14 protein-coding genes are annotated in these 14,814 nt (G+C 65.9%); 5 read left to right on the top strand and 9 right to left on the bottom strand.

What is annotated here, in order from left to right:
* Window positions 1-115: 115 nt before the first annotated feature.
* The 4 genes from U1R88_RS26560 to U1R88_RS26545 all read right to left on the bottom strand — a co-directional run bounded on the left by U1R88_RS26560 (window position 116) and on the right by U1R88_RS26545 (window position 3,914).
* Entirely contained in the window at window positions 116-1,045 is a 930-nt protein-coding gene (locus U1R88_RS26560) for a prephenate/arogenate dehydrogenase family protein (protein ID WP_322433965.1), read from the bottom strand.
* A gap of 194 nt (window positions 1,046-1,239) precedes the next feature.
* Window positions 1,240-1,944 carry a glutathione S-transferase N-terminal domain-containing protein gene (locus tag U1R88_RS26555; protein ID WP_322433964.1) on the bottom strand — a complete coding sequence of 235 codons (705 nt, stop codon included), beginning with the start codon at window positions 1,942-1,944 and terminating at the stop codon, window positions 1,240-1,242.
* Between the two features lie 65 nt (window positions 1,945-2,009).
* Window positions 2,010-3,101, bottom strand: a complete 1,092-nt coding sequence (gene hisC / locus U1R88_RS26550; RefSeq protein ID WP_322433963.1) for a histidinol-phosphate transaminase — start codon at window positions 3,099-3,101, stop codon at window positions 2,010-2,012.
* A gap of 18 nt (window positions 3,102-3,119) precedes the next feature.
* The gene (locus U1R88_RS26545; protein WP_322433962.1) at window positions 3,120-3,914 is read right to left on the bottom strand and encodes a chorismate mutase; all 795 of its coding nucleotides are present in this window, start codon (window positions 3,912-3,914) and stop codon (window positions 3,120-3,122) included.
* 339 nt (window positions 3,915-4,253) lie between these two features.
* Between U1R88_RS26545 and U1R88_RS26540 the strand changes: the two genes are divergently transcribed.
* On the top strand, window positions 4,254-4,559 hold the full coding sequence (locus U1R88_RS26540) for a hypothetical protein (RefSeq protein ID WP_322433961.1): 306 nt from the start codon (window positions 4,254-4,256) through the stop codon (window positions 4,557-4,559).
* A gap of 89 nt (window positions 4,560-4,648) precedes the next feature.
* Here U1R88_RS26540 and U1R88_RS26535 read toward each other — a convergent pair whose 3' ends face one another.
* The 3 genes from U1R88_RS26535 to U1R88_RS26525 all read right to left on the bottom strand — a co-directional run bounded on the left by U1R88_RS26535 (window position 4,649) and on the right by U1R88_RS26525 (window position 7,399).
* Window positions 4,649-6,010, bottom strand: a complete 1,362-nt coding sequence (locus U1R88_RS26535) for an ABC1 kinase family protein (RefSeq protein ID WP_322433960.1) — start codon at window positions 6,008-6,010, stop codon at window positions 4,649-4,651.
* A 109-nt stretch (window positions 6,011-6,119) separates the two neighbouring features.
* Window positions 6,120-6,578 carry a YaiI/YqxD family protein gene (locus U1R88_RS26530; RefSeq protein ID WP_322433959.1) on the bottom strand — a complete coding sequence of 153 codons (459 nt, stop codon included), beginning with the start codon at window positions 6,576-6,578 and terminating at the stop codon, window positions 6,120-6,122.
* A 74-nt stretch (window positions 6,579-6,652) separates the two neighbouring features.
* Window positions 6,653-7,399 (bottom strand): hypothetical protein, encoded by a 747-nt coding sequence (locus U1R88_RS26525; protein WP_322433958.1) that lies wholly within the window; start codon window positions 7,397-7,399, stop codon window positions 6,653-6,655.
* A 188-nt stretch (window positions 7,400-7,587) separates the two neighbouring features.
* Here U1R88_RS26525 and U1R88_RS26520 point away from each other — a divergent pair, with 188 nt between their 5' ends.
* The 3 genes from U1R88_RS26520 to U1R88_RS26510 all read left to right on the top strand — a co-directional run bounded on the left by U1R88_RS26520 (window position 7,588) and on the right by U1R88_RS26510 (window position 11,454).
* Window positions 7,588-8,937 (top strand): RsmB/NOP family class I SAM-dependent RNA methyltransferase, encoded by a 1,350-nt coding sequence (locus tag U1R88_RS26520; RefSeq protein ID WP_322433956.1) that lies wholly within the window; start codon window positions 7,588-7,590, stop codon window positions 8,935-8,937.
* A gap of 391 nt (window positions 8,938-9,328) precedes the next feature.
* A complete protein-coding gene (locus U1R88_RS26515; RefSeq protein ID WP_322433955.1) occupies window positions 9,329-11,041 on the top strand; it encodes a heparinase II/III family protein in 1,713 nt (570 codons plus the stop codon).
* A gap of 5 nt (window positions 11,042-11,046) precedes the next feature.
* Window positions 11,047-11,454, top strand: a complete 408-nt coding sequence (locus tag U1R88_RS26510) for a hypothetical protein (protein ID WP_322433954.1) — start codon at window positions 11,047-11,049, stop codon at window positions 11,452-11,454.
* Between the two features lie 113 nt (window positions 11,455-11,567).
* Here U1R88_RS26510 and U1R88_RS26505 read toward each other — a convergent pair whose 3' ends face one another.
* Both U1R88_RS26505 and U1R88_RS26500 read right to left on the bottom strand, forming a co-directional pair.
* A complete protein-coding gene (locus tag U1R88_RS26505; protein WP_322433953.1) occupies window positions 11,568-12,260 on the bottom strand; it encodes a DUF899 domain-containing protein in 693 nt (230 codons plus the stop codon).
* A gap of 2 nt (window positions 12,261-12,262) precedes the next feature.
* Window positions 12,263-12,550: a hypothetical protein gene (locus U1R88_RS26500; protein ID WP_322433952.1), complete on the bottom strand. Its 288-nt coding sequence runs from the start codon at window positions 12,548-12,550 to the stop codon at window positions 12,263-12,265.
* 422 nt (window positions 12,551-12,972) lie between these two features.
* Here U1R88_RS26500 and tehA point away from each other — a divergent pair, with 422 nt between their 5' ends.
* On the top strand, window positions 12,973-13,947 hold the full coding sequence (gene tehA / locus U1R88_RS26495) for a dicarboxylate transporter/tellurite-resistance protein TehA (protein WP_322433951.1): 975 nt from the start codon (window positions 12,973-12,975) through the stop codon (window positions 13,945-13,947).
* The last annotated feature ends 867 nt before the right edge of the window (window positions 13,948-14,814 follow it).

Here is a 14,814-nt window from a genome sequence, read left to right as displayed (position 1 = left end):
AGTCGCTGCTAATTAAGGTCGCAACGGGGCCAGCCGCTAGCCTGCAAACGACAGGATTTGGCGGCCCTGACGAGGCTGATGGCGGCCATACGACAGGCCTAGTCAGCGACGGGCTTCACTGCTTGCCGTGCGGACGACCGAAATCGGGAGCAGCGGTCTCCTGCCCTTGGTCAATGATCGAGCGGCGCACCGCCCGGGTGCGGGTGAACAGCTCGAACAATTTGTCGCCTTCTCCCCAGCGGATCGCCCGCTGCAGATAGGCCAGATCCTCAGAAAAGCGGCCGAGCACTTCCAGCACCGCCTTCTTGTTGTTGAGGAAGACGTCGCGCCACATGGTGGGATCGGAGGCGGCGATGCGCGTGAAATCGCGGAAGCCACCAGCGGAGAACTTGATCACCTCCGACTGCGTCACCGCCTCCAGATCGTCGGCGGTGCCGACGATGTTATAGGCGATGAGGTGCGGGACATGACTGGTGACGGCGAGCACGAGGTCGTGGTGCTCGGGCGTCATGCACTCCACCTTGGAACCCAACCTCTCCCAGAAGGCACGGTAGCGCGCCAGCGCCGCGGTATCGATGTCCTCGGCCGGCGTGAAGATGCACCAGCGGTTGTCAAACAATTCGGCAAAGCCGGCATCGGGACCCGAATGCTCGGTGCCGGCCACGGGATGGGCGGGAATGAAATGCACGCCTGCCGGCAGGAAGGGCGACATCTGCGCCACCACGGCACCCTTCACCGAACCGGAGTCGGAGATGATGGCGCCTTGTTTGAGATGCGGAGCAATGATCTCGGTCACCACGCCGAACGCGCCCGAGGGCACGCAGAGAATGACGCAATCGGCGTCTGCGACGGCGACGGCGAAATCCGTCGTGGCGACATCGGCGATGCCAAGCTCCTCGACGCGACCGATCACCTTCTGCGAAAGGTCCGCCGCCACCAACGTACGAGCAAGCCCGTAGCTGAGCGCCGCCCGCAGGATGGAGGAGCCGATCAGGCCGATTCCGATCACGCAGAGCCGATCGAAGAGGAAGGGAGCGTCAGACATGGGAACCCTGGAAATTTTCGCCTTCTGTGCACGATGAGGCGGGGGAAGGCAAATCCTACCTGGCACTGCGCTCCTCACTGAGCCTCCAAGCTGGACGTCCAAAAAGAAATGCGACGCGGCCGGAAGCGGCCGCGTCGCATTTTTCGTATCATCGGCTGCGAAGAGACGGCGGAAGACCACCCCAGTCGGAGACTTCAGCCTCTCTTCGGGATCTCCAACCCGCGCTGCATGGCCGGGCGGGCAAGGCCGCGCTCGAGCCAAGCCGGCACGCGCTTCAGGCTGGCATAATCGACCAGTTCGCCCGCGCCATAGAAGCCGACGAGGTTGCGTACCCAGCCGAGCGTGGCGATGTCGGCGATGGTGTAGTCGGCGCCCATCAGCCAGTCGCGGCCCTCCAGGCGTGTTTCGAGCACGCCGAGCAGGCGCTTGGATTCGACCCGGTAGCGTTCGAGCGGACGCTTGTCCTCGATCTCACGGCCAGCAAATTTGTGGAAAAAGCCGACCTGGCCGAACATCGGTCCGATCGCCGCCATCTGGAAGAACACCCATTGGATGGTCTCGTAGCGGGCAACGGCATTCACGGGCAGGAACTTTCCAGTCTTCTCGGCGAGATAGAGCAGGATGGCGCCGGATTCGAACAGGCCGAGTGGCTTACCGCCCGGGCCATCGGGATCGATGATAGCCGGGATCTTGCCATTGGGATTGAGCGAGAGGAATTCGGGACCCCAGGTCTCGTTCTTGCCGATGTCGATGAGATGCGGCTCATAGGCGAGCCCGGTCTCCTCCAGCATGATCGATACCTTCACACCATTGGGCGTGGGCAGCGAATAGAGCTGGATGCGGTCGGGATGCTGGGCGGGCCAGCGCTTGGTGATCGGGAAGGTGGAAAGATCGGACATGAAGGCTCCAGACTGGCTCCCCTTTCCCAGCTCGGGAAAGGGGGTGGAGTGAAGAGGAATCCGCTTTACTGGCCCAGAAACGCCCGCAGCGTTTCGACCACCAGGCGATTGGCTTCCTCCGAGCCGATGGTCAGGCGCAAGGCATCAGGCAGGCCATAGGCATCGACACGCCGCAGAATCAAGCCGCGCTCGGTCAGGAAGGCGTCGGCATCCCTGGCGCTCTTGCCGGCATCCTTGGGGAAATGCACCAGCAGGAAATTGCCGACCGAGGGCGTCACGCCGAGGCCGAGGCCGGTGAGTTCCTTCGTGAGGAAGGCGAGCCACTTGTCGTTATGGGCGATGGCATCGGCTACATGCGCGTCATCCTGGATGGCGGCGATGCCAGCCGCCATGGCAGGGCCGGAGACGTTGAAGGGACCACGGATGCGGTTGACAGCATCGATCACCGCCGGCGGACCCACCATCCAGCCCAGGCGCAGATTGGCCAGGCCGTAGATCTTCGAGAAAGTGCGGGCCATCACCACATTGGGGCTGGTGGCCACCAGTTCGAGGCCGGATTCATAGTCGTTCGCCCGCACATATTCGGCATAGGCGGCATCGAGCACCAGGAGAATGTCGGAACGCAGGCCGGCATGCAGGCGCTTGACTTCGTCGAAGGGCAGATAGGTGCCGGTCGGATTGTTGGGATTGGCCAGGAAGACGATCTTCGTCTTGGCCGTCACCCGTGCCAGCAGGGCATCGACATCGGCGGTATAGTTCTTTTCGGGCGCCACCACCGGCGTTGCGCCGGCCGCGAGCGTGGCGATCTTGTAGACCAGGAAGCCGTGCTCGCTGTAAACGGCCTCGTCTCCCGGCCCGAGATAGGTATAGGCCAGTAGCGAGAGAAGTTCGTCCGAACCGGCGCCGCAGATCAGCCGCGCGGGATCGAGGCCATAGCGCCCCGCGATGGCCGCACGAAGGGCGGAAGAGGCGCCGTCGGGATAGAACTCGAGCTTCTCGCTGGCAGCGGCATAGGCTGTCTTGGCCTGGGCGCTCGGACCAAGTGGTGTCTCGTTGGACGATAATTTCCAAAGCTTGACGCCGGCGGGCGCCGCCGACTTGCCGGGCACATAGGCATCGATGTCGAGGATGCCTTTCCGGGGAACGGGACCGTTCATGTCTAGGGATTCCGAAGGTTACTTGAGAGGCAGGACGAAAGCCGGCGCATGGGAGCCGACAGTCTCGAAGCTGGTGCCCGACGGCAGGGCCTCGGCGAGCGCGACGATAGTCTGTCCTGGATGCAGGGCAACCAGCAGCGCCGCACCGGCATGGGCGGGAATGGTCCAGCCTTGAGGCAACTTGGACAGGGCTGATGGCAGTACGGCCGAGACCAGCCTGACCTCGCTGGAGGACGGCGGCTCGTCGATCGGCTTGGACAGCACATAGGTCGGCAGCGCAGCCGGGTGATCGGCCCGCTCGACGAAGGGAAGCCTGGCGATGATCTTGGGCGCCGTCTCGCCTTCTAGGGCTCGCCACCAGGCCCCGGGAGCAGCCACCGGCACCAGGCCGAGATCGCCGCGCGAATGGCTCAGCGCGTGGATGACGTCGCCGGCATCGTCATGCGTCTCATAGGGCACCACGAAACCGAAATGAAAGCGGGCAACGTCGCGCATCGCCGCATTGCCCAGCGAAATGTCGCCATGCACCGTATAGGGCGCCTGCACATGGGTGAAGGTGGCGATGATCACCCGCCAGATCGATTCGACGATGTCGACCGGCAGGATGCCGTGATGGCGTCCGACGATCTCACGCATCATCGAGGCTTCCCGCCCGGGCCGGAAGGCCGAGCCGGAGGCCTGCGAGCGCTTGATGGCGATGAGCTGGTCGATGATCTCGCCACGCTCCATCAACAGCCCATGCATGGCGGCATCGATGCGATCTATTTCTTTGCGGAGATCGGCGAGGTCGGCGGCCGGTTGCATCGGGGTCATGGTAGCATTCGGGGCATTGAAGGCGGGAGGACTGTCATAGGCGGATGGGTCAGGGATGGCAACCACCCGTCCGACGACAGGCATCGGCTTTGCACACGCCACCACCGCCGATATGTTGAACCTTACAGACCGACACAACTACAAATAGTATCAAATCTTCAATGAAAAGTTGTGATAACAAAACCTGGCAATCATTGATAATGATTTCAGCAACACGGCAGAAACAAACGTCACAACTCCGCGAACACTGTGATTAGGCCATACTTATGGCAATGCTATGCTCTACTTCTGACATCGCGATGACATGAGAGCACCGCAATATTCCAAAGGGTAAACACGATGAGAGTTTTGATCACTTCCGTCTTGGCCGCATGTGGACTGGCGGCAGCAGCTTCCTGCGCCCAGGCCGATGGCATCACCGACTTCTATTCAATCCAGCGCGGTTTCGGCTATGACGAAGCCAAGTCCCCCGTCGCACCGGCGGCCATGCCCCTGTGGAACGCCAATGCCGGCCAGGGTGTCGACCCGGCAGTGGAGACGGCGCCGGGCGCGGAGGCTCCCGCAGCCCCGACGACGCCGCGCCGGGTGCATCACGCCGCCGTGCGGCATCCGCTGCATCACCGGACCGAGGCTCCCGCTTCCTAGTCGAGGCCCGCCCATATTTTCGACAGCCTTCGCCAAAAGAGGCTCCAACTCTGCCATGCCCGGGCTTGTCCCGGGCATGGCGTTGTGCCCTATAAGCCGACCTCGGCGAGCGCGGCCTGTTGGCGGGCCGCCACCGTCTCAACCGAGAAATCCTCGATCGCCGCCTCAAACAGGCGGTGGAAATTCAGCTCGGCGCGCAGGTGCAGGAACACGCCGCCGAGCCCGATGGCGGCGCGATCCATGAACACGAATTCGCGCGGCACCGTGACCGGGCCCTTCTGCTTGAGCGCCTGGTGCACGGCATAGGCTTCCCTGCGGCCATATTCGGACGGAGCGACGCCATCGGCGATGGTGCGCACCCGGTCCTCCAGCAGCGGCCCGAAAATGAAGCGCGCCCACAGGTTCAGCGTCTCGATCAGGTCCTTGCTCAGCTTTTTGAAGCCCCAGGTCTCGTAGGCGTGAACGACGCGCTCGGCCTCGCCCTGCAGCAGGCCGCGATAGAGCTCGACCACCCCGCCGACGAAGGCCGGCGGGAAGATGCGGATACAGCCATAATCGAGCAGGTTGATGCCCGCCGGCTCGCCCCCCTCGCTGAACACGGTGTAATTGCCCAGATGCGGATCGCCGTGGATGATGCCGATATGGGCATAGGGCTGCCACCAGGCCGCGAACATCGCCGCCGCCAGCCGGTTGCGAACCGGCAGCTCGGCTTCCTTGAAGGCAAGGATGCGCTCGCCAGTGAGCCAGTCCATGGTGAGCAAGCGACCAGTGGAAAGCTCGGGCCACACCCGCGGCGCCCGCACGTCGGAGATGCCGAGCGTGGCGAAGGCGTTGCGGTAGAGCGCGGTGTGCTTGGCCTCGCGGCGATAGTCGAGCTCCTCGCGCACCCGTTCGCCGATCTCCTGGTAGATCTCGCGGGTGTCGATGGCCGGATCGAAGCGCCGGTGCAGGGCGAACAGCACCTGCAGTTGCGAAAGATCGGCCTCCACGGCCGATTGCATGTCAGCATATTGCAGCTTGCAGGCGAGCGCCGTGCCGTCCTTGGCGGTGGCCCGATGCACCTGGCCAAGCGAAGCGGCGGCCGCCGGCTCATGCTCGAAACTGCCGAAGCGCCCGGCCCAGTCCGGTCCGAGCTCGGCCATCATGCGCCGCTTGACGAAGGCCCAGCCCATGGGCGGGGCCTGGCTCTGCAGCTTGGAGAGTTCGGCGGCATAATCGGGCGGCAGCGCATCGGGAATGGTGGAGAGCAGCTGGCCGACCTTCATCAGCGGCCCCTTCAGCCCGCCGAGCGCCTTGGCCAGTGCCGCCGCATTGGAGCTCGAGGAAGCGCCGCCCCCCATCAGCCGCGATCCGGCCATTCGGGCCGCCACCCCTCCGACATTGACGCCGACCCTGGCATAGCGCCTGGCCCTGGCCGAAAGCCGGTTCGCCTCGTCATCATGCTCGGACATGAAAGTCTCCTGGCTGCCCCACACTAGATAGGCGCACACCGTCGAAGCGCCAAGCGACAGACTGGCGCAGGAGAGGACGCAAATTCCTCTCCTGCGCCAGGGAGAGGGGCTATCGAGCGTTGCGCTTCAGCCGCATGATCGCCGTGTCCAGAGCCTGCAGGAAGGCCGAGCGATCCTTGGCGGAGAAGGGCCTTGGGCCTCCGGTCATCTCGCCGGTGGAGCGCAGATGCTCCATCAGATTGCGGGTGGCGAGCGCCATGCCGATGGAGGCTTCGGTGAAGGGCTTGCCGGTGGCACCGATCACCTGGGCCCCGACCGCGATGCAGCGGCTGGCGAGCGGGATGTCGTTGGTGACGACCACCGCCTCGGACGTCGCCCGCTCGGCGATCCAATCATCCGCCGCATCGGGACCGGTCTGCACCAGCACGAAGTCGATCAGCGGGTCGCGCGGCAGGCGCATGAAGCTGTTGGCGACGACATGGGTCTTGAGCCCGTGCCGCCCAGCCACGCGGAACACCTCCTCCTTGACGGGGCAGGCATCGGCGTCGACGAAGATCTCGATAGGCATGGTGAGGCGATATAGCCTTTCAGGCCCCAGGGCAAAGCGTGTTTTGGTGAGAACACGCTTTTGCGAGCGCGCCTTCAGGCACCATGGCCCGACGAAGGGTCGTCCTCATGTCCGAGGGACCCCAGCCCCATTCCCATGCCTCCGCCCATGCCGGCTCCCATTCCGCCACCCATGCCGCTTCCTCCACCTCCGCCCTGGCGGCCCTCCTCCTTGCCGCGCTCCCCCTTGCCGCGCTCGCCCTTGCCGCCGCCACCCGAGGCGGAGGGGCGGGCCGGCCCCTGCGCCGGCAGCTCGATGTCGGCGGGGATCGGGGCGAGGTCGAGGGCCTCGCGGATGAAGGCGCGCAGGGAGATCACGAGCGCCTGCGTGTGGACGGGATGACCGGCGACCAGTTCGCGCGCGGCCCGGCTGGCGAGGCGGACATGCTCCTCGGTGCCGAGCAGGATGATGTCCGACAGCGCCGCTTCGACAGCGTCGCGGATGCGGCGTGCCCGATCGGAACGCGCCACCTTGCCGGCGCTGAGGTCCAGGGGCGGCACCTCTCCTTCCGCCCCTCCTCCGGCGGGAGGGGCGGCCTGGCGCAGGTCGCGCAGATGCATCGGATCCACGGTGAGATCGCCGGTGAAGGAGCCGCCCAGCGTGCGATAGGCGGCGATCAGCGTGCGCACCCGCTCGTTGATCTGCCGGTTCAGGCGTTCGCGCCGCTGCTGGATGGTGAACATCGCCAGCAGGCGGATGGCAACGCCGATCAACGTGAAGAGCGCAAGGCCGATCACGGTTGCCAGCAGGCTCTGCCAGGAGGTGAAATCGATATTGCGCAAAAGCGCCTCCCTGCTCGCCCACCGACCTGCCCATCCGGCACGCCCTTGATGATACGGATTGCCGGATGAGGCAAGGCGGGCGGCAAGGACGGCCGAATAGGAGGGTTTTGCGGGGCTGCCATGGCCCGGCGGGGGTTCCGCGCCGCGGCCAAATCCTCTATTGAGGCGGCAAATCGGATCAAAGCCCCTTGAACAAGCCTCCCTCTCCCGCTCGCCGCCCGTCTTCCGGGCCCGGCGTTCCCGGCCTTGCCGCCCGTGCCCTCGCGGTGAAGGCCGTGGCGGGCGTCCTCGGCCAGGACCAGGCGCTCGAAGACGCCTTCGACGACGCCTCGCTTGAAGCCCGCGATCTCGCGCTTGCCCGCATGATCGCCGGCGTATCGATGCGGCGTTACGGCACCATCGGCACCCTGCTCGAAAAGCTGCTCGCCAAGGGCATGCCGCGCAAATCCGGCCCGCTGGAAGCCATCCTGATCACGGCGGCCGCCCAGATCCTCTTCCTCGACGTGCCCGACCGCGCCGCCGTCGACCTTGCGGTGCGCCTCGCGCGCGGGGACGATCGCGCCCAGGCCTTTTCGGGCCTCGCCAATGCCGTGCTGCGCAAGATCTCGGCCGGCAAGGAGGAGCTGCTCGCCGCCATCCCGCCCGAGGCGGATACGCCCTCCTGGCTCTACAAGCGCTGGTCGGCCCAGTATGGCGAGGCGACCGCCGCGGCCATGGCCGCCGCCCAGCGCGTCGAGCCCTCGCTCGACCTCACCGTCAAGGCGGATGCCGCCGGCTGGGCCGAGCGCCTCGGCGGCCGCCTCCTGCCGACCGGTTCGGTGCGCCTCGCCCATAACGGCCCCATCAGGGCGCTGGAGGGCTACGAGGCCGGGGCATGGTGGGTGCAGGATGCCGCCGCCGCCCTGCCTGCCCGCCTGCTCGGCGATGTCGCGGGGCTCCGGGTCGCCGATCTCTGCGCCGCCCCGGGCGGCAAGACCGCCCAGGTCGCCGCCGCCGGCGCCACGGTCACCGCCGTCGACCGCTCGGCGGCGCGGCTGCAGCGCCTCACCGAGAACCTCAAGCGCCTCGGCCTCCAGGCAGAGGTGGTGACGGCCGACATCCTGGCCATTGACTTGCAGGCTTGGAAGGCCGAGCCTTTCGACGCCGTCATCCTCGACGCCCCCTGCAGCGCCACCGGCACCATCCGCCGCCACCCCGACGTCGCCTGGAGCAAATCCGCCCGCGACATCGGCGCGGTGGCCGACCTGCAGCGCCGCCTGCTCGGCCGCATGGCCGGGCTGGTGAAGCCCGGCGGGCTGCTGGTCTACTGCACCTGCTCGCTGGAGCGGGAAGAGGGCGAGGAGCAGATCACCCGCTTCCTCCAGGGCAATGCGGATTTCGCCCTGGAGCCGGTGCGGCCCGAGGAGGTCGGCGGCATCGAGGGGGCGATCACGCCGCAGGGCTTCCTGCGCACCTTGCCGAGCCTGCTGCCCGATGCCGATCCGGTAATGGCGGGCATGGACGGCTTCTTCGCCGCACGCATGCGGCGGAAGGGGTAGGAAACGGGCACCGAATAGGGCACCAGAATCCTTCCCCGGCTTCGGGGAAGGTGGACCGGCGAAGCCGGGCCGGATGGGGGCGGGTGGCGCGACTTTGCGGTATGATTGTCAACGCTGTGCCACTCTGCCCCTTCCGTCATTTCTGCGAAATGACACCTTCCCCGAAACCGGGGAAGGATTCCCGCGCCCTACGCCCAAACGCCGAAACAACCCGCAACATCCGTATCCGCCGCCCCTCCCTCGTTTAAAACTGGGGCCATGTCGCTGAAAACACCGGCCCGAGGCTTGCGCGAAGCTCACGCAATGGCCACAAGGAGCCTAGCGTCGACGTCGGCATGGCCGCTTCGGGCGCCCGTCCCTTCGTTCCCTTCTCTGGAGGTCTGCGTCAGGAATGAGCCGAGGCACTCTGGGCCCCAAGCTCCGTCTCTCCCTCACTGCTGCCGGCCAATCCGGCCGCGCCGTGCTGACGCGCCTTTACCTCCTGCCCTTCATGCGCTGGCGCTTCGGCCGCGGCGATCCCGAAAAGCTGGTGCTGGCCCCGCAGGACCTCAGGGCCGCCGACCCCACCCGCGCCGCCGAGCTGGTGCTCGGCCGCTTCACCTTCGTCGCCAAGACGATCGTGCTCAACGAGGTCTCCCCCTTCGCCATCGCCCCGCCCTCGCCGGCCTGGCGCGAGACGCTGCTCGGCTTCACCTGGCTGAGGCATCTCAGAGCCGCCGACGGCACCGCCGGCAAGCAGGTGGCGCGCCGGCTGGTCGGCGATTTCGTGCGCTCGAACCTGCGCTTCCAGCCCGAGGCCCTCGACCCGCTGCTGACGGCGCGGCGCCTGCTCGCCTGGGTCTCGATGGCGCCGATGATCCTCGACGGCGCCGACCGCGGCTTCTACCGCGCCTTCCTGCGCTCGGTCGCCTGGCAGACCTCCTATCTCCTGCATGCCGGCCGCTCCACCACCGACGGCATGCCGCGCCTGCTCTGCGCCATCGCGGTGATGCAGGTGAGCCTGTGCCTCTCCAACAAGGCGGGCCTGCGCCGCCCTGCCTTGCGCTGGCTCACGGCTGAGCTCAATCGCCAGATCCTGGCCGACGGCATCCATGTCTCCCGCAACCCGCAGGCCAATATCGAGCTGCTGCTCGACCTCTTGCCGCTGCGCCAATCCTTCGCCGCCCGCAATGCCGTCGCCCCGCCCGAGCTGATCGGCGCCATCGACCGCATGATGCCGATGCTGCGCTTCTTCCGCCATGCCGACGGCGCCTTCGCCGCCTTCAACGGCATGGGCTACACCCAGAGCCATCTGATCGCGACGCTGCTCGCCTATGACGACGCCCGCGGCAAGCCGGTGCAGAACGCCCCCCATGGCGGCTATCAGCGCCTGGAGGCCAATGGCGCCGTGCTGCTGGTCGACACCGGCAAGCCGCCGCCGGTGAACGTCTCGCAGGATGCCCATGCCGGCACGCTGGCCTTCGAGTTCTCGGCCGACAATTTCCGCATCGTGGTCAATTGCGGCGCGCCCGCCCCGGGCCGCGAGAACTGGCGCCACCTCGCCCGTTCCACCGGCGCCCATTCCACCGCCATCGTGGCCGACGCCTCCTCCAGCCATTTCGCCGGCGGCACGCGAAAACCCGGCGCGACCGCCCCGAGCCTGGGCGGCCGGGCCATCCTCTCCGGCCCCAAGCATGTGCCGGTGCAGCGCGAGAACTCGCCGGCGGCCAGCACCATCACCGCCTCCCATGACGGCTACCGCCACGACTTCGGCCTGATCCACCAGCGCGAGCTGACGCTGAGCCAGATCACCGGCGCGCTGGAGGGCCGCGACAGCTTCCTCGACCACAAGGCCGAGCCCTGGAAGGGCAAGGAGCCGGTGCTGCTGCGCTTCCACCTCCATCCCGCCGTCGCCGCCCGGCCCGCCAATGGCGACACCCAGATCGTCATCACCCTGCCGAGCGGCAAGGAATGGCTGTTCCTGGCCGACGTGCCGTTCACGCTGGCGGAAACCGCGCATCTCGCCAACCCCGAGGGGCCGCGCCGCAGCGTGCAGATCGTGATGACCCTGCCGGAGGGCGAGCACACCATGAGCTGGGCCTTCCTGCCAGCCGATCCGGTATGAGGGGAATGAGGCATATCCTAGCCGCAGCGCTGGCGGCCCTGGTGGCCGGGCCGGCAATGGCCCAGGACCGGCCGGACGACTACATGACCTTCTCCTGCACCCATCTTCCGGCGATGAAGGTCACCCAGCAATTGGTGGCGCTCTATGGCGCCAAGGGCGACAAGCTCGTCGTCGCCTCGGATCTCGAAACCTACCTGGCGCTCGTCTCGATGGACAATGTCGCCAGGCTCAGGAAGGACAAGCAGGCCTACGAGAAATTCTTTCCGGCCCAGCAGGTCGGCGGACAACGCAAGGCACCCGTCACGCTGCACTATTATCTCGGCAAGGACGAGAAAAGCGGAAAGCAGCGCCTGGAGGTCACGAATTCCGCCAATGGCAGGAAGGTGATGGACTGCACGCCGGTGCAGAAATGAACCGGGCTTTTCGATTGAGAAAACGCGTCACAACAAGGAGTTGGTGAGAAAGTGCGATTGAGAGAAATCGCACTTTCTCTAGCGGGTCATCGTGCCGCGGCCCTCCGGGGAGGCTACTCGTAGCGATCGTGGCGGCGCACCCAGTCCATTCCCTCGGCCTCGTTACGGCCTTTCGGTGCGAGATCGAGCATGGCGTAGGTGCCCATCATCACCTCGACGCCGCGCCCATAGGTGGAGTAGGTGCGGAAGACCTCGCCCGCCTCGTTCTTGTAGAAGGCGCTGACGCCGGGCCATTCCCCGCCGGTTTCCCGCCATTCCCCGAAATTGTAGTCGATATGTCCGCTGGCGACCTCCTCGGGTGTGAAGCTGACGCGGAAGTCATGGTTGAAGTCGCTGCCGAAAGACGAGACCCATTTGAACTGCCAGCCCATGCGTGTGCGGTAGCGCTCGATCTCGGCGAGCGGCGCACGCGAGACGGCGATCATGGTGACGTCGTGATGCGCCAGATGCCTGTTCATGCCGTCGGTGTGATCGGCCATGTAGGAACAGCTCGGGCAGCCTTCCTTCCATCCCGGCGCGAACATGAAATGCTGCACCAGGAGCTGCGATCGGCCGTCGAAGAGATCGGCCAGCGTGCGCGGGCCATCCGGCGTGTCGAACACGTATTCCTTGTCGATGCGCACCCATGGGAGGGCGAGCCGCTCCCTGGCGACCTTGTCGCGAAGATGGGTGAGCTCCTTTTCGGCCTTCAGGAAATTCCGGCGGGCGGTCAGCCATTCACCGTGTGAAACGACAGCGTTCTGCATCGTCAGTCTCCTTCGGTTTGGGGGGTGGGGAGGTTGCGGCGCTGCAAACGGGCGGAAAGGAATTTCAGCCACGCCGAACCGTGAAAAAGGCTCATCAGCAGATACATCAGGGCCATGTCGTTGATCGGCACGAAGGTCGAGACGGTGGAGCACATCGCCATGGCCGGCGAGCCCGCGGCAGAAATCCCGGCCATCAAGGCGAAAGTCGGGGCAGCGGCGAGCCCGAGCCAACCGGCCATGTCGGTCGCGGGCCCTCGCAACGAAGCGACCATCCCTGCTGATGCAGACATCGTCATTTCCGCTCCTCCGACATTTGCCGTTTCCGGCGTTGCGATGCGAAGACGTTATCCCGGCCGGTGGGCCCTGCGAGAGTTACAAGTGTGACGGGATTTCAATGGCCTCGCTTGTCACCGCCACCGCACGGCCTCCGCCGAAGGCGGCGGGAAGGGAATCCAGGGCCAGAAACTGCGCCCGCAAAAGCAGAGCGTGTTTGGGCGCAAACACCGATTTTCTCCGGCTCTCTGGTTCGGCACGTCCTTGCGATTTTTGGCGATTCCACCCAGCCGCAAAACGCTGTAGCTCCTGGTTCTCCTTCCCCCGCTACCACTCGCAGGCAGAGCTTGCGAGGATATGGCCGGGGATAACGGGCCACCTATTCTGTGTTGATACCAGACCCCCATCCTTTGAATCGCCACCTCGTGGGACACAGGCCATGACGCCCTCCGGTTTTCGCTTTCCGCCCGCCGCCTTCTTCGGCATTCCGCTCGGCCTGCTGGCGCTAGGGCTGCTCTGGCGCGGGGCGGAGCGCCTCTGGCTCCTGCCGGCCGGCATCTCCGAGGCGATCCTCGCCGTCGGCGCCCTGGTCTGGGCGCTGCTGATCGTGCTGTTCGCCGGCAAATGGCTGTTTGCACCGGGCGATGCGCGCGCCGAATTCGCCGATGCGATCCAGTGTTGCTTCATCGGCCTCGCGCCGGTGACGACGATGCTGACCGCCCAGGCCCTGCTGCCCTATTCCCGCACGGGCGGCCTCGTGCTGGCGCTCATCGGCACCCTCGGCGCCATCGCCTTCGCCGTCTACCGCTCGGGAGGCCTGTGGCGCGGCGAGCGGGACATCGGCACGGCGACGGCCGTGCTCTATCTGCCGACCGTCGCCGCCAGCTTCGTATCAGCCTCGACGCTGTCGGCCCTCGGCTGGCCGGAATGGGGCCAGCTCGCCTTCGGCGGCGGTGCGTTCTCCTGGCTGGCGCTGGAATCGGTCTTGATCAACCGCCTGCTGCACGGGCCGGCCCTGCCGGAACGGCTGCGCCCCACGCTCGGCATCCAGCTCGCGCCGCCGGCGGTGGGCGCGGTGGCCTATCTCAACGTCAGCGGCGGGCATGGCGATGTCTTCGCGATGGCGCTGATCGGCTATGCCATCCTGCAGGGCCTGATCCTGCTGCGCCTGCTGCCCTGGATCATGGCGCAGCCCTTCTCGCCCGGCTATTGGGGCTTCAGCTTCGGCGTCGCCGCCCTGCCGACCGCCGTGATCCGCCTGGCCGCGGAAGGCACCAGCCCCCCGGCGCAATTGCTCGCGCCCTTCCTGTTCGCCATCGCCAATATCGTCATCGGCCTACTGGCGGTGGGCAGCCTCTATCTCCTGGCCCGCGGCAAGCTGCTGCCGCCGCCGCCGACAACGGCAAAGGCCTGATCGCGCGGGTCTCTTGCAGGGCGTCTGCGCGCTTGAGGCTTGATGCTTGACAAGGGAAAATTGCGTTCGACACAGCGCCACGGATTCTCGCACAGACCAGAACTATTGGCTCTTGGGGCCTCTGCGAAGATAGCCGCCGTTCAGCAACCGACCCCATTGCGGTCATTCCGAGGGTCGTTGGAACTCCCCCAAAGGGGTCTTATCGTGAGCTTCGAGGTATCCGCGTGTCCGAAACCGCAGCGATCCGGAACGACAAAGATGCGACAGCGGGGGGACTCATGGCGGAAACGCCAAGTAGCGAGTTGAAGCTGAGTTCTCTTATGGTTGTGGATAGTGACCCATGTCTCCACAAGAACACTTGAAGAACATCGGCGGCTTGTGAGATACGTTGCGTCTGAGCATTCGCCTTCATTTCGGCGGCTGGATTATCCAGGGCGTTCGATGTGGAGTGCGGCGGCGAGGCGGTGGCGCAGGTCACGGTCTCATCCGCGCAGAATGGGCGGCAACGTACCTCTGCAGTGGTCAGGCCCGACCGTTCCGATGAGATGAAGCTAGCCGTAACCCTCTCTGTTTCAGGTTCCTGTTTGGCGGCTGGACCCATTTATTTCACGGGCCGGGCGGGCCCGCTGCGCGAGCGAGCGGCACCCTTGTCCCGAGGCCCAAAAAGGCTAAGGTCAGATAGGAGGTGCAACCTATGCGCGCTGCAAGCAAAAACGTGCCAAGTCAGCACGGGCCGGGAACCGTCCGCGTCGCCTGACGCGCTGGTTCATCGGGTTGGCATTCGCCTTCGTTTCGGCGGCTGGATTATCCAGGGCGTTCGATGTGGAGTGCGGCGGCGAGGCGGTGGCGCAGGTCACGGTCTCATCC

The sequence above is a fragment of the Labrys sedimenti genome (assembly GCF_034424805.1).
GTDB lineage: Bacteria > Pseudomonadota > Alphaproteobacteria > Rhizobiales > Labraceae > Labrys > Labrys sedimenti.
The sequence above is the reverse complement of the archived record's forward strand: the minus strand, read 5'-3'. Positions and strand labels throughout refer to the sequence as shown.